At 62.2% G+C, this 19,377-nt stretch carries 21 protein-coding genes; 14 read left to right on the plus strand and 7 right to left on the minus strand.

What is annotated here, in order from left to right:
* Nucleotides 1-22: 22 nt before the first annotated feature.
* The 5 genes from LDZ28_RS27370 to LDZ28_RS27390 all read left to right on the plus strand — a co-directional run bounded on the left by LDZ28_RS27370 (nt 23) and on the right by LDZ28_RS27390 (nt 3,252).
* Entirely contained in the window at nt 23-586 is a 564-nt protein-coding gene (locus LDZ28_RS27370; protein WP_244831772.1) for a thioredoxin family protein, read from the plus strand.
* Between the two features lie 110 nt (nt 587-696).
* Nucleotides 697-1,014, plus strand: a complete 318-nt coding sequence (locus tag LDZ28_RS27375; protein ID WP_244831773.1) for a DUF4148 domain-containing protein — start codon at nt 697-699, stop codon at nt 1,012-1,014.
* 111 nt (nt 1,015-1,125) lie between these two features.
* The gene (locus LDZ28_RS27380) at nt 1,126-1,821 is read left to right on the plus strand and encodes an anti-sigma factor (RefSeq protein WP_244831774.1); all 696 of its coding nucleotides are present in this window, start codon (nt 1,126-1,128) and stop codon (nt 1,819-1,821) included.
* A gap of 43 nt (nt 1,822-1,864) precedes the next feature.
* Nucleotides 1,865-2,383 (plus strand): RNA polymerase sigma factor, encoded by a 519-nt coding sequence (locus LDZ28_RS27385; RefSeq protein WP_244831775.1) that lies wholly within the window; start codon nt 1,865-1,867, stop codon nt 2,381-2,383.
* Nucleotides 2,380-3,252, plus strand: coding sequence for an anti-sigma factor (locus tag LDZ28_RS27390; RefSeq protein ID WP_244831776.1), 873 nt, complete (start codon nt 2,380-2,382; stop codon nt 3,250-3,252). The genes LDZ28_RS27385 and LDZ28_RS27390 overlap by 4 nt, the downstream gene beginning before the upstream one ends.
* A gap of 7 nt (nt 3,253-3,259) precedes the next feature.
* On the opposite strand, the gene LDZ28_RS27395 is transcribed toward LDZ28_RS27390, so the two are convergent.
* Nucleotides 3,260-4,717 carry a tyrosinase family protein gene (locus LDZ28_RS27395; RefSeq protein ID WP_244831777.1) on the minus strand — a complete coding sequence of 486 codons (1,458 nt, stop codon included), beginning with the start codon at nt 4,715-4,717 and terminating at the stop codon, nt 3,260-3,262.
* A gap of 184 nt (nt 4,718-4,901) precedes the next feature.
* The gene (locus LDZ28_RS27400; RefSeq protein WP_244831778.1) at nt 4,902-5,720 is read right to left on the minus strand and encodes a class I SAM-dependent methyltransferase; all 819 of its coding nucleotides are present in this window, start codon (nt 5,718-5,720) and stop codon (nt 4,902-4,904) included.
* Nucleotides 5,721-6,033: 313 nt separating this feature from the next.
* Between LDZ28_RS27400 and LDZ28_RS27405 the strand changes: the two genes are divergently transcribed.
* The 3 genes from LDZ28_RS27405 (at nt 6,034) to LDZ28_RS27415 (ending at nt 8,566) form a co-directional block, all read left to right on the plus strand.
* Nucleotides 6,034-6,780 (plus strand): SDR family NAD(P)-dependent oxidoreductase, encoded by a 747-nt coding sequence (locus tag LDZ28_RS27405; RefSeq protein ID WP_244831779.1) that lies wholly within the window; start codon nt 6,034-6,036, stop codon nt 6,778-6,780.
* Between the two features lie 33 nt (nt 6,781-6,813).
* Nucleotides 6,814-7,560: an SDR family NAD(P)-dependent oxidoreductase gene (locus LDZ28_RS27410; RefSeq protein ID WP_244831780.1), complete on the plus strand. Its 747-nt coding sequence runs from the start codon at nt 6,814-6,816 to the stop codon at nt 7,558-7,560.
* An 88-nt stretch (nt 7,561-7,648) separates the two neighbouring features.
* Complete coding sequence (locus LDZ28_RS27415; RefSeq protein ID WP_244831781.1) at nt 7,649-8,566, plus strand: LysR family transcriptional regulator; 918 nt, start codon at nt 7,649-7,651, stop codon at nt 8,564-8,566.
* Here the strand turns inward: LDZ28_RS27415 and LDZ28_RS27420 are convergent.
* The 5 genes from LDZ28_RS27420 to LDZ28_RS27440 are packed head-to-tail and all read right to left on the minus strand — an operon-like array spanning nt 8,563 to nt 14,250.
* A complete protein-coding gene (locus tag LDZ28_RS27420; protein ID WP_370652286.1) occupies nt 8,563-10,074 on the minus strand; it encodes an MFS transporter in 1,512 nt (503 codons plus the stop codon). The two genes, LDZ28_RS27415 and LDZ28_RS27420, sit on opposite strands and share 4 nt — an antisense overlap.
* 47 nt (nt 10,075-10,121) lie before the next feature.
* Nucleotides 10,122-11,507: a tripartite tricarboxylate transporter permease gene (locus LDZ28_RS27425; RefSeq protein ID WP_244831782.1), complete on the minus strand. Its 1,386-nt coding sequence runs from the start codon at nt 11,505-11,507 to the stop codon at nt 10,122-10,124.
* Entirely contained in the window at nt 11,507-11,989 is a 483-nt protein-coding gene (locus tag LDZ28_RS27430) for a hypothetical protein (RefSeq protein WP_244831783.1), read from the minus strand. The genes LDZ28_RS27425 and LDZ28_RS27430 overlap by 1 nt, the downstream gene beginning before the upstream one ends.
* Before the next feature lie 43 nt (nt 11,990-12,032).
* A complete protein-coding gene (locus LDZ28_RS27435; protein ID WP_244831784.1) occupies nt 12,033-12,974 on the minus strand; it encodes a hydroxymethylglutaryl-CoA lyase in 942 nt (313 codons plus the stop codon).
* A complete protein-coding gene (locus LDZ28_RS27440; RefSeq protein WP_244831785.1) occupies nt 12,967-14,250 on the minus strand; it encodes a hydroxymethylglutaryl-CoA reductase, degradative in 1,284 nt (427 codons plus the stop codon). The genes LDZ28_RS27435 and LDZ28_RS27440 overlap by 8 nt, the downstream gene beginning before the upstream one ends.
* Nucleotides 14,251-14,427: 177 nt before the next feature.
* Between LDZ28_RS27440 and LDZ28_RS27445 the strand changes: the two genes are divergently transcribed.
* The 6 genes from LDZ28_RS27445 (at nt 14,428) to LDZ28_RS27470 (ending at nt 19,178) form a co-directional block, all read left to right on the plus strand.
* A complete protein-coding gene (locus tag LDZ28_RS27445; protein ID WP_244831786.1) occupies nt 14,428-15,822 on the plus strand; it encodes a PLP-dependent aminotransferase family protein in 1,395 nt (464 codons plus the stop codon).
* A 329-nt stretch (nt 15,823-16,151) separates the two neighbouring features.
* Nucleotides 16,152-16,439, plus strand: coding sequence for a DUF6723 family protein (locus LDZ28_RS27450; RefSeq protein ID WP_244831787.1), 288 nt, complete (start codon nt 16,152-16,154; stop codon nt 16,437-16,439).
* Nucleotides 16,440-16,570: 131 nt separating this feature from the next.
* Nucleotides 16,571-17,782: a DUF2252 domain-containing protein gene (locus tag LDZ28_RS27455; protein WP_244831788.1), complete on the plus strand. Its 1,212-nt coding sequence runs from the start codon at nt 16,571-16,573 to the stop codon at nt 17,780-17,782.
* A gap of 237 nt (nt 17,783-18,019) precedes the next feature.
* Nucleotides 18,020-18,223, plus strand: a complete 204-nt coding sequence (locus LDZ28_RS27460) for a cold-shock protein (protein WP_244831789.1) — start codon at nt 18,020-18,022, stop codon at nt 18,221-18,223.
* Nucleotides 18,224-18,447: 224 nt separating this feature from the next.
* On the plus strand, nt 18,448-18,666 hold the full coding sequence (locus LDZ28_RS27465) for a hypothetical protein (RefSeq protein WP_244831790.1): 219 nt from the start codon (nt 18,448-18,450) through the stop codon (nt 18,664-18,666).
* A 179-nt stretch (nt 18,667-18,845) separates the two neighbouring features.
* Complete coding sequence (locus LDZ28_RS27470; protein WP_244831791.1) at nt 18,846-19,178, plus strand: DUF2946 domain-containing protein; 333 nt, start codon at nt 18,846-18,848, stop codon at nt 19,176-19,178.
* The last annotated feature ends 199 nt before the right edge of the window (nt 19,179-19,377 follow it).

Consider the following 19,377-nt stretch of genomic DNA (forward strand, 5'->3'; position numbering starts at 1 on the left):
ATCGACTCCAAAGGAGTAAATCATGTTCAGTCGTTTCAGGATCGCCGCTGTTGCAGCGGGCATCGCGGGCAGCGCGGCGTTCGCGGTCTTCGCATCCGCTCATGTCTCGTTGCCCGCTACCGCAACCGTAGCGAACGGTGCAAACGCGCCGGACTTCAAGGGTATCGACAACTGGTTCAACAGCGCGCCGCTCGATCTTAAGCAACTGCGCGGCAAGGTGGTGCTCGTCGAGTTCTGGACTTTCGACTGCATCAATTGCGCTCACACGCTGCCCTACGTGAAAGACTTGCATGCGCGCTATCGCGACAAAGGGCTCGTCGTGGTGGGCGTGCATTCGCCCGAGTATGGCTTCGAACGCGATACGGGCAATCTCAGGAAAGCCATCGTTCGCAATGGCATTGAATACCCCGTTGCGCAAGACAACGAGTTCGCGACGTGGCGAGCCTATGGGAATCGATACTGGCCAGCTTTCTATCTCATCGATCAGAACGGCAAACTCGTCTATAGCCACTTCGGCGAAGGTCAATACGCGCAGACCGAGCAAAAGATTCGCGCACTGCTCGCACGTGACGACAAAGCGAAGTAACCAACCCTCAGTCAGCAAGCACGTTCATGCCGAAAATTCTCGGGAATAGATTCGCCGCAACGGTTGTTTGTCTACATGCAAGCCCATTAAACACGCTCAAGGAGCCGAACATGAACCTCGTCAAACTCGCCGCTGTATCCGCCGCACTCGTCCTCTCCTCAGGCGCTTTCGCGCAGAGCCTCACACGCGCCGAAGTCCGCGCACAACTCGTTCAGGCGGAGCAAAACGGCTCGCGACTCGTGGTCGATGCCTCGTATCCCGACGTCAGCCCGATCTATCAGAACCAGGTTGCGCATGCAAAGTCGGCAGATACGACCTCATACGGCGGCGCCGCGTCCACGAGAGACTCGGGCAACGCACGCATGAACATGAGCGCCTCGCAATGCGTGGGGCCCTACAGCTTCTGCCATATCTACGCCGGTTCCTGATGGCCGCAAGCTCGCCCGCCGCTGCATTCAAAAATATTTCGCGTCTTGCGGAATAAACGCGGCGTGGCGCTGTTTGCGTCATTGACCCGATCTTCGAACAGGCCCGCAATCGTGAATCCGCCCTCTGAAATGCGTCTATCCGAAGCCGATGTTCAGGCTTTCGCGGACGGCGTGCTCGCGTCGGAAAGGACGGAGCGCTTGCACGCCTATCTGGCGCGGCGGCCGGACGAAGCACGCAGAGTCGTGTTTTACGATCGACTGAACGTGCAACTGCGTTCGATGTACGACGTCAGCCACGCTCAACCAGCATCGCGCCGTCCCACGATCGACCTGCGCTTCCGGTTACTCGCGGCGATCCTGGCGTGTTTCGCGCTCATGATCTCGGCGATCTGGGTCACCGTGCGCGTCCCTGATGAGGCGCTCGAACGCGCAGCCGTCGAAGCACTATCGATAGATGCACCGACAGCGACAACGCCCGTTCCCGCCGCTGCCGCGCCCGATCTTTCGTCGCTTGGATTTCGCGCTACCTGCATACGCAACGTGACGCTCGGCGCTTTCTCGACCGTCAGCGTCATCACGTATCGCAACGCTTTAAATGAACCGCTCGTCCTGCTCTCGATGCGCGCACCCGCGGCATCCATGCGAACGCCGTGGCAGGCGCATAGAATCGATGCGGCGCGCCTTCTCGAATGGACCTCGACCGCTGGCGTGCGCACAGTGGTGGGCGCTAGAGCGGGTACGCAAGGACTGATGCGCGCGGCCGACTTGCTGGCGAAGCAACAGAACATGCAAGGGAATGCCTCGTGAACGCCCGCGTCACCAATCGAACCGCCCGCTGCAAGGAGCCGCAATGAGCGTGCGAGACCAATTGATGGACCACGTACCGCGTTTGCGGCGCTATTCGCGTGCGCTCATCCGCAATCAGGAACTCGCCGACGATCTCGTTCAGGACACGCTCGAACGCGCCCTGCGCAACACCGAAAAATTCGAGTCCGGCACCGACCTGCGCGCGTGGCTTTTCACGATCATGCACAACGTGTTCGCCAACCAAACGCGCCGTGCGGATGCGCGAGCCGTGCATGTGTCCGTCGATGAAGAAGCTATCGACGAAAGCGAGTTCGCGGTGGCTAGCCGCGACACGCAATCGCTGGAAATGCGCGATCTCGACTACGCGCTACAGCGTCTGCCCATCGAACAGCGGCAAGTGGTGCTGCTTGTCGGGCTCGAAGAGATGAGCTATGCGGAAGTGGCGCTCGCCCTCGAAATACCGCTCGGCACGGTAATGTCGCGGCTTTCGCGCGGACGCGAGCGGCTTCGCGCGCTAATGGCAGGCAAGCAGGACAGCGCTCAATTGAAGGTGGTGCGATGAACAGACAATCGACTCCCGTCAGCGAGGACGAAATCCAGGCCTACGTGGATGGCGTGATCGCCGAACACCGGCGCGAGGAAATCGATCGGCTGCTCGAAACCGACGACGCGCTCGCGGGCCGCGTGAGCGACTACTTTTCGCTCAACAGCATGCTGCATGATCGTTACGATCGCGTATTGCAAGAGCCGCTGCCGCAACGTCTCGTGCTGCCGCTCGAATCGGCATCCAGCACTGTCACGAAGGTCGATGCGGGTCGACGTGAAGCCGCGAATTGGCCGCGCTTTGCGGGACTTGCTGCGGCACTTGTGCTGGGTATCGGCATCGGCGTGGGCGGCATGTTCAGCGAAACAGCGCGCGACATGCTCATGCCGAATGGCGAGAACGCGTCGCTTCGTCACGTCAGCCTCTCCCGCGACGAATCGTTCGCGCGGCAATCGGCTATCGCCTATGTCACGTATGCGCCGATGGTCACGCGTCCTGTCGAAGTCGGCGCGGATCAGGAAGAAGAACTCGTGAAGTGGCTATCGAGCCGCCTCGGCACCGACGTGCACGCGCCCGTGCTCACGCGCGTGGGCTTCAATCTGATGGGCGGCCGTCTCTTGCCCGGCGATGAAGGTCCTATCGCGCAGTTCATGTATCACGATGCCAATGGCGAACGCATCACGCTCAACGTGTCTCATCGCAAAGTGAGCCGCGACGTCACCGCGTTCAAGCTGTATCAGGACGGCTCGGTCAACGTGTTCTATTGGGTCGATGGCGACTTCGGCTATGCGGTATCGGGCGCGATTGCACGGCCGCAATTGCTCGCGGTGTCGCACGACGTGTACGAGCAACTCACCGCGAGAAACGGACAGAAATCAACGCAGTGAGCGCGGCTTATGGGGCGTCCGCGGCAAGTTCGACGCGCATCTCGCCGATGGATATCGCCGTTCCCTTAACCGCATTCACACCGCTCACGCGCACGAACGACACGACCACTTCATTCGGGTTCGCCACGCCCGCGCGCGCGAGCAATTCAGTCACGGGAAACTCGATCGAGCTGCCGCCGTGATGCGTCGCTGTCGATACCTCGAACGCGCCGAGCGTGCCGACGAAGTGAGCATCGCGTTGAGCATCCGGGTCGCCGGTTGCGGGCAAATTTACATAGACGTTGTAGAAGAATCCGCCGGCACGTGCCGCCGCCGGCATGGACACGCCGTCCAGCACGAGATTCACATGACGAAATCCCGAAGCGGCGGGCCTGGCCGCTTGCGACTGCGCTTGCGATTCGACCGCGCTGCTGTCGTCCGCTTCCGGAGCCACGGCAAGCGTATCGCGCAGCAACGTAGCATTGGCGGCTTGAAGCGGAATGCGCGCGCTGATGGAGTTGTCGGCAAGGGCCACGCCCTTCACGCCGCCAAGCGAACGCCGCGTGGATGACACCGTGCGCCCCGCGCTTGCGGTAAAGGTGCCGATCTGAGGACGTCCGCTTATGGGTGACATTTGCGCCTGAACCCGAATGATTCCGCCGCGTTCTGCTTGCGGCGGCAAAATGACTGGAACGGTATCGTTGGCGTAATCGTATCCCAGCCCCGTGGTCGTCCGCGTCTTGGCCTTCGTCATCGTGAGGTTGGTCGCATACGTGAAGCTGCCGGACCAGTACTTGTTGTTGGCTGCAGGAACCTTGCTCGTCGAGCGCAACGACCACGCATTCCACAGGCGGTCGAGATTCGCATGATGCAGATAGAAAATGGGATCGAGCGGCGCGGTCATGATATCCGCCATGTATCCGCCGATGATGTCATGCACCGGATTGTGCGGTGCATTCTCCAGTTTAGTCTCGAACGCGTTGCTCGTGCCGCGCTGAAAATTGGCGACGCTGCGCGCGAACGGGCTCAAATCGAGCGCCTGATAGACGTTCGTGTTCACACGCGATGTGTATAAGGGATTGCCGCTCGCCGTATCGGTGAATTCGGAGGGCATCACGGGATACGTGTAGTAATCCCAGTACGGAAGCGTCAGCGTGTTATCGCCTGACACAGTGCGCAGTTGTTGCTCGAAGTAATAGATATAACCGCGATGCCACGTCAGGAAATACGCCACGCCATGCGGGCAATAATTCGAATGCACGTTGCTCCAGTACTGCCATGATGCCGGTTTGCTGCTGTCGGCCGTGGCTCGCATGGTGCGGATGGCATTGAGAAACGACGCGTAGTGAGGCGTTGTCTTGAAGACTTGCCATTCGAGCCGTATGACATTGGGCGTCGCGGCGAAACCGAGTTCGGGTATGGACGCGAGCGCAAGCGCCGACGCCGTCCCCGTGACGAACGAGCGCCGGGTAATCGTGGAAGCCATGTTTGTCCCCTCGTGCCCGCGGATTGCCCGCGAACGCTCCGCGTCCGACTCTTCTTATGAGTCAGCCGACGTGGCGGTAGTGATCGGAAAATGCCAAGGAAGTATGGTTCACTTCGCGCAGGGTTCAACGAATATTTAGAATACCCAACGAAAGTGAACGTGTACTAGCGCACATTGCCGGAACTCAAACGTCCGTTCGTGCTGCGTTGCTCCAGACGATCACAGTCTGCTCCGACTCTGCCCCATAGCCTATTTCTTGACTGTCATAGGGAATCGAGCGCGAGAGGTGTCGCGTCAAGATCGGCGATTGATCGAAGACATGCGCGCAGACGGGGTAGATATAAACCACCGTGAGTTTGCGGATAGTTGCATCTGCAACCGCTTTCTCCAGATTGTTCAGAAGCGTCGCCATGAGCGCGGCGCCGAAGGGATTGAACAGGAAGACAACGAGATCGCCCTTCGGAAATGCGAGTTCGAGCGCATTCTCGACGAAGGCCTGCATGCGTATCCTCTGCGGAAACCGGCGCGCAACGATCTCGGCATTGCGGTTCGCTATCTCGATGAGCGGCTCGGCCAGGTCATAACCGAGCACGGCGTCGAAGGGAAACTCGGTGGCCACGATCATCGGCCGCCCTTTTCCGCAGCCGATATCGATGAACGTGCTGCCACGCACGTCTCCGAGTTGCTGCAGCGCATGCCGCACAATGCTTGGCTGCGATCCCATATACGGTAGATTGCCCGCATCGGCGCCGGGGCCGCTGTCGGATTCGGGCGGATAGACGCCGCCTGTATCGGTGCCGAGCATGCGGTCGATAGGATGCGTTCTATAACAGCCGTTATAAAGCACGCGCAAGACAGGCACGCGTTCGCCGAAGCGCCTGATCCACGAGACGAAGAGCAGCGTCTGAACCCAGTCCGGCAACGCGGCGACCACGGCGATCAGCCGCCATTTGATCGTGCGTTTCATTCGGGTTTTGAAGCTCATGCTCATCGTCGTGTTCATGGAAACTCCGTTGGGGGCGGGCTGCGAATGTACGCAAGTACGACGAATGACGCGCAACGTCTCGATGGTCGCGACCAGTCTTTATAGACTCGCGCCTGGCGATTGAATGTGACGTGACGCACATAGCGTCGCGGGACATGAGTGGCGTTTTCCCGAACGCGAGGCCAGTTCGTGATCCCAGTGTGCCATGCCTCGCAGGCATGGCACACTGCCTCGAAAGTCTTTTTCTTGAGCAAGCACGCACCCTACATTTGATTCCACCGACGGGTCTGCAACACAACCCCGTCTCTCTCAGACCTCATGGAGTCACGAAATGGACAAGCCAGTCATTCTCATCACGGGCGCGCTCACCGGCATTGGCCGCGCAACGGCGTTTGCTTTTGCCGACAGCGGCGCGCGCATCGTCGTATCGGGCCGGCGTGAAGCCGAAGGACGCGCGCTCGAAGCCGAACTGCGCGAACGCGGTGCAGAAGCGTTCTTCGTTGCCGCCGACGTACGCCACGAAGACAGCGTGCGCGATCTCGTCGATGCAGCCGTCGCGCACCTCGGCCGTATCGATGCCGCCGTGAACAACGCGGGCACCGAAGGCCAGCCCGGTGCGATCGTCGATCAGAGCGCCGCAAGCTATGCATCGACTTTCGATACCAACGTGCTCGGCACGCTCCTTAGCATGAAGCACGAACTGCGCGTCATGCAGGCGCAGAAGCACGGCAGCATCGTGAACGTGTCGTCGACTTACGGGCATGAAGGCGCGGCGTTCGCGTCGGTCTATGCGGGCAGCAAGCATGCGGTCGAAGGCATGACGAAGTCCGCCGCCCTCGAAGTCGCGGCGCTCGGCGTGCGCGTCAACGCAGTGGCGCCCGGCCCCACGGATACCGGCATGCTCGACCGCTTCACCGGAACAGCCGAACGCAAGGCCGCGCTTGCATCGAAGGTGCCGCTTGGACGTGTTGGCACGCCCGTCGATATCGCGCGCGCAATAGTCTTTCTTGCTTCGGATACGGCCTCGTTCGTTACGGGTCAGATCGTCACCGTCGATGGTGGCAAGACCGCGGGCTGACGCGTTCTCTTACTGATTCAAAGGAGCAACGACATGAACGATCTTTCAGGCAAAACCGCGCTCGTCACGGGCGCATCGCGCGGTATCGGTCGCGCAACGGCTATCGCGCTGTCGCGTGCGGGGGCAAGCGTGCTGGTTCACTACAGCAGCGGCGAACAGGAAGCCGAAGCCGTCGTCGCGCAGATTCGCGCCGCAGGCGGCACCGCGCAGAAAGTGCAGGCGAATTTGCGCGATGCAGACGGACCGCATCAACTCGCACGGCGTGTACGTGAAGTGGTCGGCGACAGGCTCGACATCCTGGTTGCCAACGCGGGCATCTCGAAGGCCGCGAGCATTGAGAATACGACCGTCGATGACTTCGACGCGCTCTACGCCGTGAACGTGCGCGCGCCCTACTTCCTCGTGCAGCAACTGCTTCCCGCGATGTGCAAGGGCAGCAGCGTGGTGTTGCTGTCGTCGCTCGTCGCGCGCGCATCCGTGAACTCGCTGTCCGCTTACGCCGCGACCAAAGGCGCGGTCGATACGCTCGTCAAGCACTTCGCGGCGACGCTCGGCGAACGCGGCATTCGCGTGAATGCGGTGGCGCCGGGCGTCGTGGAAACCGATATGTCGAACTTCACGAAGACCGACGATGGCCGCGCATTCACGCTCGGCATGCAGGCGCTCAAACGCATTGCGCAGCCGGACGACATCGGCGACGCCGTGGCCTTTCTTGCTTCGAATGCCGCACGCTGGGTCACGGGCGAGACGCTACACGTGGACGGCGGCTCGAAGCTTTGACCGTTGAACGCGCATGACGACTCGTGCAGTTGGACGATTGCCCGGATAATCTCCGGGTGATACGTTCAACGACTCGCACGGGAAGCCCATGGAACTGCGGCATCTGCGGTACTTCATTGCAGTGGCGGAAACCGGCAGTCTGACCGAAGCGGCGGAACAGCGGCTGTTCACGTCGCAGCCTTCGCTCAGCAGACAGATCCGCGATCTGGAAGATCAGGTCGGCACGCGCCTCTTCGAGCGTAGCGCGCGCGGCGTGGATCTGACGCCCGCTGGCAAGGCCTTCATGGAGCACGCGAAAATCGCCTTGAATCAGGTCGATGCCGCCGTCGAAGCCGCGCGCCGTGCCGCGACGCCAAGCAAACAACGTTTCGCGCTCGGCTTTCTCACGGGCCAAGAGATGAACTGGCTTCCGGGCGCCATGCATATTCTTCGCGACGAATTGCTCAACGTCGATGTCACGGTATCGAGCGATTATTCGACCGAACTCGCGGAAGGTGTCGCGCGCGGCAAGCTCGACCTCGCCTTCATGCGCGCGGAGCCGGACTTCGATCTGGCGTATTACATCGTCGATAAAGAACCGCTCGTCGTGTTGATGCCGAGCGATCACGCGTTGACCGAACGCGCCGAGATTGCGCCGCAAGACCTCGTGGGCGAACCGTTCATTGCCATGGCGGGCAAGGCGAAGGTGCTGCGTTCCGTCGTCGACGATTATCTCGAACGCTCGGGCGTGCATATCGTGCCATCGCAGAGCGTCGATAACCCGGCGATGGTCATGTCGCTCGTGGCATCGACACGCGGTCTCGTGCTGATTCCATCGTACGTTCAGAACCTGATGCCGTGGTCCGTTGTCAGCCGTCCCTTGGCGGGCGATGCACCGACCATCGACCTGGCTGTCGGCTATAGCAAGTCGAATCAGTCGCCGACCTTGCGCCTCTTCCTATCGCGGCTCGACGAGCTCATCGCGCGTCACGCCGCCGAGCGTCGAATGAACGTAAACAACACTTAACGGCCGGAGCGAATCGTCGCGACCGCGACGCCTCCCGCTGCGAACGCGCATAGCGCGGACAGCAACGCGACGGCGCGCAATGCGCCGGCGACCGCGCTGGCATCGCTGACAGATGCTGCCTTGGAAGCCATCGCGGCGTCGTGCGACCACACGAACACAATGCCGAGCAGCGCAATCGCAAGCAGGCTCGCCACGCGCGCAACCGCATTGTTGATCCCCGATGCCACGCCCACGCGTTCGCTTTCGACCGACGCCATGACTACCGACGTGAGCGGCGCGACCGTGATCGTGAGGCCGATGCCGAGCACGACGAGCGCGGGAAGAAAGCTCGTCCAGTAGCTGCCGCTCACGAAAGGCAGCGCGAGCATGCCGAAGCCGAAGCCCGCGACGCACGGCCCCACGGTCAACAATGTGCGCGCGCCGAAGCGCCCCGTCACGCCGCCTGTCACGCGCGACAGCAGTCCGATGATGAGCGGCATCGGCAAGAGCGCTGCGCCCGCTTGCGTCGCCGTATAGCCATAGGCGCGAATCAGCGTGAACGGCAGGAAGAACAACACGCCGCCCAAGCCGAAGTACAGCAGCAACGTGACGACGTTCGCGCCGCTGAAGTCGCGCGAGCGGAAGACATCGAGCGGCATCATCGGCGCCGCGCTTTTCGCTTCTATCGCGACGAACACGGCAAGCACGAGCACGCCGACGCCCAGCGCGCACAGCACGAGCGGATTCCCGAAACCGCGTGCCGATGCTTCCGTGAGTCCATAGGTCAGCGCCGCGAGTCCCGCCGCCGCGCAGGCCGCGCCGGGCCAGTCGAGGCGCTGTGTCGCGTCGGGCTTGTGGCTGTCGGGAACGGCCAGCATGGCGAGCGCGATGGTCGCGGCGGCCAGCGGCACATTGAGGAAGAAGATCGCGCGCCATGAGTAGGCATCGACGAGCCAGCCGCCCGCCGCCGGACCGAGCGCCGACGTAATTGCGCCAACGCCCGCCCATGTGCCGATGGCGCGTCCGCGCGCTTCGCCCTCGAACACGGCGCCGATGATCGCGAGACTGCTCGGCACGAGGAGCGCCGCGCCGATGCCCTGCACCGCCCGCGCGCCGATGAGCCACGCGGTATCGGGCGCGAAGCCGCATACCGCCGAAGCCAGCATGAAGATGGCGATGCCCGCGATGAACACGGTGCGACGGCCGAGCTTGTCGCCCATCGACCCGCCGACCAGCACGAGCGAGCCGAGCGAAAGCAGATACGCGTTCACGACCCACTGCATGGCCGCGACGCTCGCGCCAAGCTGGCTTTGAATGGACGAGAGCGCGACGTTGACGACCGAGCCGTCGATGAAGGCCATGCTGGAACCGAGGATCGTCGCCGCCAGCGCGAGCCGTTTGCGCCGGCAGGGTCGATCGGTCGCTTCAGGCTGCGTGCGAATGATCAGTTCATCGCACGGACCTTGCGGCGCGGCGTGCCGCACCACGGGAGGCGACACCGCGCGCTCTTTCAAGTCCTGACTCGTCACATTCGCTCCTCGATGGCGTGAACCATCAAGGATACGTCCGCGCGCGGCTAGCCGCCGAAGAGCTTCGTGATGGCCGGCACGCTCAGGACCGCCGTGTAGTAGCCCATGAACTGCACGCCGGTGTTGAAGCCGAATAAGCGCGACAATAGTCCGCCGATCAGCCCCACGGTCAGGATCACGAGCAGCCCGAGCAGTTGCCCTTCCCACACGCTGATCACCACGATCAAGCCGACGAAGGTCGCGATGATCGCCTCGTGACTCAGCTTGCGTGCGACGAACGACGCCGCGCGATGCGCGTAGTTCATCGACAGCGGATAGGCCACGAGCGCCGCCAGCACCACCGCAAGCAAGCCGAAGCCGAGAAACTGCCAGGTCGTCATCATCGTGTGAAGATTGTTGATGTGACCCGTCGCGGTATCCACGGTAAAGCGCGGCGGCGCGTTGAAGAGCGGCGCGGCCGGTCCCGCCGCCACCGGACTCAGCGGCAGACCGAAAGCAATGAGCGGAATCAGCGCCTCGGCGATATACGTGGCCTCGGTCACACCGTTACGCGCCGAAATCACGGTCGTGAGCCGGTGATACGCATGCTTCACGCGCGAGCCGACGAGTTCGCCGAGCACGACCGTCATCGCGACCGGGCTGAACACGAAGGTCGCGCTGGAGATGGCGGCGGTCGCGACGACCCAGCCGCGTTGCTGGCCATCGAGCACCTTCAGCGGATTCGGGAAGTAACCGCTCCAGCCCTTTACATCGGGCGCGAGCGAAAACGTGCGCGGACGATCGCGCCGCATATGCGTGCGGCCCACGGGCGAGAGTATCGAAAAGAGATCGGCGATAAGCGGCCCGATGGCGATGCCGAGAAAGTAGCTAACCGAGAGCTTGACGCCGTATTTGCCCGTGAGCGCCTGCAAGCCGATGATCAAAAGCACGAACGGCACGAGCAGCAGCACCGAAGCCCAGCGTCCCGACGAAAAGTATGCAATGGCAATGGCCGCCGCCAGAAACACCCACGGCGCGGCCTTCGTGATGACCGGCCCGAACGGTGCGAGCAGCACGGCGAACAGCACCGCGAGCGGGACCGCGACGAATGCCGCGATGATCGCGCCCGAGATCATCTTGCGCAGCGCAATGTGCGGCACGCCGAGATTGCGCAGCATCGTCGCTTGTTGCAGAAGCGGCGTGGCGAGCGTGTCGCCGGGAATGCCGAGCAGCGCGGTGGGTATCGCGTGTGTCATGTGCTTGGAGACCGCGCCCGCCATGAAGAACGAGAACACGCCGACGGGCGGCACACCCAGCAACACGACGAGCAGCGTAAGCGGCGCGAGCGTGGTGGTTTCGTCCGTGCCCGAGATGAGGCCGATGCCCGCAAAGACGACCGCGCCGATGAGACCCATCGACAGCGCGACGAGCAGTTGTTGAACGAGCGGTTCCATCAGCGCGCTCCTTCGCGCACATCGGCGCGCTTTTCGTAATCGGCAAAGAGCTCGTAGAGGCCGAGTTCCTTCATTTCCGCCGCCACCGCGGGCGGCAGATCCGCGACGCGTCCGAGCCCACCCGCTTCGCTCGCAAGTTGCGCGAGCACTTCCTCGCGGCCCGCCGCGCCATGCGCTTCCTCGATCACTTCGCGCTTCGGGCGGAACAGCTTCGCGCAGACCGCGCCCGCAATCAGGCATCCCGCGAGACCGACGAGCATCGCGTAGGCGCGCGCCATCGCCGGGTCGGGTACATAGGCCGCGAGCACGCGATTGGCCGCCGCGAACGCGCCATAGCTGATCGCGATGCCGAGCACGACCGACCAAGCGAGATGCCGCGTATCGACGGTATCGCCCCAGATTTCGACGAGCTTGTAGTCGGCCTCGGCCGCGTTCGTCGTTGCCCGATGACCGCGCTGAGGCGCGGCGAGTTGTTGTTCCATGTCTCCTCCTTATACGGAGTTCGTATCGTATTGATGTCGTGCGTCAAACCTTGCGCGCAGCGCTTTCCCGCTGGCGTTTGCCCTCCAGTGCACGCGCCACGCGCGACGATGTTCCGCGTCCGAGCGCTGCCGAAATGAACGCGCCCGCATCCGCAAGTTTGTCGAGGTCGATGCCCGTCGTCATGCCCATGCCTTCGCACAGGTAGACGATGTCCTCGGTCGCGACATTGCCCGTCGCGCCCGGCGAATAAGGGCATCCGCCAATACCGGATACCGAGCTGTCGAAGGTCGTCACGCCGCGTTGCAGCGCGGCCAGCACGTTGGCGGCACCCATGCCCCACGTGTCGTGGAAGTGGCCGGCGAGCGCATGCAGCGGAACCTGCGCGGCGCACGCGTCGAGCATGGCTTGCGTCTTGAGCGGCGTGCCCGCACCGATGGTGTCGCCCAGGCTGATCTCGTAGCAGCCGAGATCGTAAAGCCGTTTGGCGACGCGCGCGACCGCCTCCGGCGCGATCTCGCCTTCGAACGGGCAGCCGAGCACGCACGACACGTAGCCGCGCACGCGCACGCCCGCCTCGCGCGCGGCGCCGATCACCGGCTCGAAGCGCGCGATGCTTTCGTCGATCGAGCAGTTGATGTTCTTCTGCGAGAACGACTCGGACGCCGCCGCGAACACCGCGACTTCATCCGCGTGTGCGGCGAGCGCGGCTTCGAGTCCCTTGAGATTCGGCACGAGCGCGGCGAGCGTCGTACCCGTGCGGCGCGCGGACGGCAACACGCGCTCGAGCACTTGCGCGCCATCGGCCATTTGCGGCACCCATTTCGGCGAGACGAACGACGCGGCTTCGACATAGCGCACGCCAGCATCGATCAGACGCTCGATCAGTTCGGCCTTCACCGTTGCCGAGACGGGCGACGGCTCGTTTTGCAAGCCATCGCGCGGACCGACTTCGACAATCCGCACGCGCTTCGGAAGCTCATGCATCGCGCGGCCCCTGCAGCAGGCTCATGCCGTAGTCGACGCTCACGTTGCGCGCGGCGACCATCTTCTTCACGACCCAGTCGATATCCGCGCCGCTCGCGCCCGCCGCCAGCGCAATATTGCGCGCGTGCAGCGCCATGTGGCCGCGCTGGATGCCTTCCGTGGAAAGCGCGCGCAACGCGCCCATGTTCTGTGCGAGGCCGACGGCCACGGCGATTTCGCCGAGATCCTGCGCCGATTCGACTTGCATGATCTTCAACGCGAGCCGCGCGAGCGGATGCGTCTTGGTCGCGCCGCCGACGAGCCCCACGGGCATCGGCATTTCAATGGTGCCGACGAGGTCGCCGTTGTTCGCCACCTCCCACGTGGTCAGCGACGTATAGCGGCCGCCGCGGCTCGCATAGGCATGCGCGCCCGCTTCGACCGCGCGCCAGTCGTTGCCGGTCGCGACGATCACCGGATCGATACCGTTCATGATGCCCTTGTTATGCGTCGCCGCGCGATACGGATCGATGGCGGCGAAGAGATAGGCATCGACCACACCGGCGATCACGTCTTCGCCCGAATACTCCTTCGTTTGCAGCGTGGCGGCGCTGTAGCGCACGGAGGCGCGCGCAAGCCGCAAGTCCGCGAGATTCGAGAGGATGCGCAACCGCACCTTGCCGCCCGTGATTTCCTCGATACGCCCGGCTACGGTTTCGGCCATCGTGTTGACGGTGTTGGCGCCCATGGCGTCGCGAACATCGACGATCAGATGCGCGACGACCATCGCGCCGCGCGGCGTATCCGGAAACACGTGTACTTCGATATCGCGGCAACCGCCGCCAAGACCGATCAGCACCTTGTCGCGTGCGTTCGCCATCTCGATCAACTCGTCGCGATGCTTGAGGATAGCGAGACGCGCGCCGTACGGGTCCGACACGCCGACCACCTGCACCTGCGCGCGCATCAGCGGACCGGTGCTCGACGTGCGAAAGCCGCCTTCCACGCGCGCGAGCTTCGCCATATAAGAGGCTGCGGCGACGATAGACGGCTCTTCCACCGCCATCGGCACCAGCACGTCGCGACCGTTGATCTGAAAGTAGCCTGCGACGGCCATCGGCAATTCGAAGGTGCCGATCACGTTTTCGATCATGCCGTCCGCCGTTTCGAGCGGCAGCGCGCCGGGCGTCTTCAGTAGCGCGTGCTCGGCGTCGTCCATGCCCGTCGCCTGGGCAATATGGCTCAGGCGCTGCGCGGGTGACATCGCGCGAAAGTTGGGCAATTGCGAATCTGTCATGTGTCTTCCTCTTATCTCTTTCGATGGATGTCCGATCCGTCGCCCGCGAAGCTTGCGGGCGTGCGGCGGTTGGGCGAATAATAGGCTTGCTGTACCCAATGGAAAGGTACAATTCGAGAAGACAGCGCGCGTACTGTACCCATGACAGACGCGAACATGCGACGAGAGGAAGATGCTATGCGCCATGAGAAGCCCAGCCTGTCAGGAACACTGGCGGACAATCTGGCCAGACAGATCGAGGACGGGCTCCTGCGCGCCGGCGACAAACTGCCTTCCATCAGGGAATACGCTGAGGCGAACGGTTGCTCGAAGAACACCGTCATCAGCGCGTTCGACGCGTTGACCGCGCGCGGTCTGATCGAACCGAGACGCGGCGCGGGCTTTTTCGTCGCGAGCGTCGCCGGGCAGCAACCAGCGGATGAAGACGCGCCCACACTCGATCGCGCGATGGATTCCGTCTGGCTCATGCGCGAACAGTTGCAGAGCAAGCCCGACTTTCTCAACGTGGGCGAAGGCTTTCCGCCCGTCGCGTGGCTCGAAGAGACGCGGCTCGATCACTTTCATCAGCGCGTGGTGCGCACGGGCGTCGCGTCGCTCTTTCGGTACGGCAGCCGCTTCGGTTATCTGCCGTTGCGCCAACATTTGCAGCAAAAGCTGGCCGGATACGAGATCGAGGCCGCGCCGCCGCAGATCGTCCTCACGCATGGCGCGAATCAGGCCATGGACATGGTCGTGCGTTACTTCGTGCGCGCGGGCGACACGGTTCTCGTCGATGACCCCGGTTACTACGCGCTCTTCGGCAAGCTCAAGCTCTCGGGCGCGAATATCGTCGGCGTGCCGCGCGGTGTGGACGGGCCCGATATCGTGGCGCTCGAAGAGCAGCTCAAGACGCATCGTCCGAAGCTCTTCTTCACGCAATCGGTCGGCCATAATCCGACCGCGACCGATATCAGCGCGGCCAAGGCCCATCGCATCTTGCGGCTTGCCGAAGCGCACGATCTGATCGTCGTCGAAAACGATGCCCTCGCCGATCTCAAGCCGCGCTCGGCCACGCGCATCTGCGCGCTCGATCAATTGCGGCGCACGATCTATGTCGGCAGCTTTTCGAAGTCGGTATCGGCAGCACTGCGGGTCGGCTTTCTGGCGTGCGGCGCGGATCTGGCAAGCGATCTGGCCGACGTGAAAATGCTCACACACGTCAGCAGCTCGGAATACTGCGAACGCACGCTAGACGCCATCGTCAGCGACGGTCATTTCCTGCGGCATACCAATCGCCTGCAAGACCGGCTACGGCGCGCGACGGCCAATGGCGTCGAAGTGCTCACGCGTTGCGGCGCGACGCTTTACAAGGTGAGCGATCAGAGTCTGTACCTGTGGGCCAGGCTGCCCGGTTGCGACGACTCCATCGCCTTCGCACGCGAGATGCTCGACAAGCACGTGATTCTCGCGCCCGGCACCATTTTCTCGGCGCACGCGAATAGCGTCTCGCCGTGGTTCCGCTTCAACGTCGGCTATCTCGGCGATCCGCGCTTCGAAAAGGCAATGGAACGGTTTGCGGGCCGCGCGAAGTAACGGCACGTTCCGCGTCGCACGTTACGTGGCATTCGCGTTTGTCCGTGCAGCATTTGGCCATGCCCGCGTCCGTCATCCTTCCCTGGTCCACCAAGCTTATCGACCCGTTGCTTGCGCCATAAGCGTCGCGTTGAGCGGATACCGCTTTCTTTCATCCTGTCGAAACCCGCACGGCAAGGCAGCCGATGACTGGAACGGTTAGTGCTGAGTAGTCAGTACTCGCACCGCTCGTCGGGAAGATCAACAAACCCGAGCGGCGCGATGCTCAAACCGTTGCCCCGGTGTCCGGCTGCTTCCCGGCGAGCCCTCGTACGCTACCGATGAAGATCATGACTGGACGAAGACCGAAGCTCGTGCTTTCCCCCTCCCGCTATACCGGTCCCGCGCCTGGCGTCAGCGCCGGCGACTTCGAAATTTATGCGTCTTACCGCGGCTCGCCCACCTCCGGGTTTTTCGGCACGCTCAAAGTCGTCAGAAAGACCGACGGCCGTCTGCTCTTTCCGTTCGATGGCGCCGAAACCATTGGTCCATATAGCAAGAAGGACGAAGCCGTCAACGCCGCATCGGCGCGCGGCAGCGAAATCGTCCAGGCGGATATCCGCATTCCGGAGATGTAATCCGCGTCTGCCGCTCAGGCACACGGTGTGCGATTGCATCGCTTCGAAAACGACATGGCGCGCCGGATGATCGGCAGCCAGCGTCGAATCGCGCTCGATGCGCCCGTTCTGCCCACGACTACTTGCTCCACATGCTCAAACCTAAAACCAAGGTGCCTGATTCCGAAAGCCGTCAGGACATCCTGAAGCTCAAGCGCAACGCCAAGATGGCGCGCTCGACGCACGCCTATGTGCGCGGTAACACGATCAAGTTTTACGACTGGCTCGAAGAAGCCGAGATTCGCAGTTTGCCGCACGGTCCGGCCATCTGGATTTGCGGCGATTGTCATACCGGCAATCTCGGCCCGATCGCGGACGCGAAAGGGAAGATCGAAATCCAGATACGCGATCTGGACCAGACGGTTATCGGCAATCCCGCGCACGATTTGATCCGGCTTGGCTTGTCGCTCGCGACGGCCGCGCGCGGATCGGCGCTGCCCGGCGTTACGACCATCAACATGATCGAAGCGCTATTCGCGGGTTACGCCGAAGCCTTCGACAAGGATAGCGACGCCAATTCCGTGCGCAGGCCCGAAGTCGTGCGCGTGGTGATGCGCGAAGCGGTACGCCGTTCGTGGAAGCATCTTGCCCGCGAGCGGCTCGACGACGTGCAGCCCACCATTCCATTCGGCAACCGTTTCTGGCCGATCAGCAAGAAAGAGCGCGCCGAAATCGTATCGCTCTTCGAAAAGGCCAGCGTGACGCAACTCGCGACGAGCCTGCGCGGACGCCCGGATACCGGCGAAGTCACGGTGCTCGACGCCGCCTACTGGGTCAAAGGTTGTAGCTCGCTCGGACGTCTGCGCTACGCCGTGCTGCTGGATGTCGACGGCGGCGTGATCGAAGGCGACGACCTGTGCATCATGGACATCAAGGAAGGCGTCAAGGCCGCCGCGCCGCGCTATCCCGGCACGTCGATGCCGCGCGATCACGCCGAACGCGTCGTGGAAGGCGCGCGCCATCTCTCGCCTCATCTCGGCGAACGCATGCGCGCCGCGAGTCTGCAGGGACGGCCGGTAATCCTGCGCGAATTGTTGCCGCAGGATTTGAAGCTGGAGATCGAGCAGATCGGACAAACGGAGGCGATGGAAGTCGCGCGTTATCTCGCGCTCGTCGTCGGTCAGGCGCACGCGCGCCAAATGGACAAGAACACGCGCCGTAGCTGGCTCTCGGAGCTACGGCGCACGAAGACCAAATCGATCGACGCGCCGTTGTGGCTTTGGAGCAGCATCGTCGAACTCGTGGGCAGTCACGAAACCGGCTATCTCGAACATTGCCGGCGCTACGCGCTTGCGGCAGCCTGAGCATGGGTTACGGGCGGGTTCGGAGCCGGGTTTTTGGACCTCCGGTCCGCCTTTTATTCACGGTGACAAATATATACTTGACTAAAATATGTGGAATTGTGATAATCCTTTCTGAAGTTCAAGAAGTTGATTGCTGCTCATCAATAGTGCGTTTTCCGCGGTATTCGTTGTCCATTCCCTCCTTGCAGCTTCGCTGTTTCAAAGCAATTTACATCCAAATTTTTTCCAAGGAATATCATGGATACCGGTACCGTCAAGTGGTTTAACGACACCAAGGGCTTCGGCTTTATCAGCCCGGATAACGGCGGCGACGACCTCTTCGCCCATTTCTCCGAAATCCGTTCGGAAGGCTTCAAGACCCTGGTCGAAGCACAGAAGGTAAGCTTCGAAACGAAGCGCGGCCCGAAGGGCATGCAAGCTTCGAACATCACGCCGCTGTAAGCTCCAAGTAGCTTCGTAGCGTGAGGACCCGGGAAACCGGGTCCTTTTTTATATCAGTTGGGTTTTAGTTGAGCCTCGCAGTCCAAATCTCGCAGTCCAGATTTTCTCCCGCGCAGTTCATCAAACAGGCTAATTCGCCTGACATCCTTCAGTTTTCGTTTTTGCGGCATTAGTCCGCTGACTTTCCGTGTTTATTGCCGGAAGGCCTCTTCATTAAAATTAAAATGGCACATTCTCAAAACTACCGCGGTTATGCGGTATATCCGTCCGCGCATCGTTTGCGCGATCAAAGCTTCTCGGCGAATCTCCTCCTCGAGCGTTCCGACGAAGATCCCATCGACACGCAGTATCGTTTTTATTCGCTCGGCTATTTTTCGAAAGAAGCCGACGCCGTGAATTACTCACGCATCTGGGCACGCGACTGGATCGACGCGCGCGGCTGATCCAGCCTGCGACATGGATCCACGCAGCATTTCTTATAGCGGGAATTTTTCACGCTAGCGGCGTGTAAAGACAGTTAGCCGGATGGCATAATCGGCTGACTTTCATCTGCCTCCCCGCCTGGGCCTCCATGCGCAGCCGCACTCATCAACGAACGGGTTCTCTGCTGGCATTGCTTGCAATGCTGCTGATCACATTCGCGCCGATGGTCTCGCAGCTGATCGCAGCCAATACGCATGACGGCGTTCCGCTCGCCGAATTGTGTTCCGCACATGCGGCATCGAGCGATGCTGCTTCCGGTCATCACTCGCCCGACGCGCTCTCGCAATTCGACGGCAAAGCGTGTGGCTATTGTCACTTCTTCGCGCATACACCCGTCGTACCGGGCGCAAGCGCGAGCTTCGCGCTCGATGTTCCCGCAGCACGCGGTATCGCGGTCGCACGGACCGAGATCGAGCGTCCCGCACAGCCGTTCACCACCGCGCAACCGCGCGCGCCTCCCGTTCTGATCTGACTTCGTTTTGCCAACGCAATGCCGCATTGCCGTGAGGTGTTGCGCGGTCTCGCACGTTCGTCTGTTCGTGCGAGTCCCGATCAATCGAACTCGGAGATGAACCATGTTCACCACACTCGAACGTGGCGGCGCTTTGCCGTCCACGCGTCATACGCACGTCCCCGCCGGGACGTCTTCCGCGTCTTCCGCACGGGAGACG

Origin of the sequence: Caballeronia sp. TF1N1, from assembly GCF_022878925.1 — a bacterium.
Taxonomy (GTDB): Bacteria; Pseudomonadota; Gammaproteobacteria; order Burkholderiales; family Burkholderiaceae; genus Caballeronia.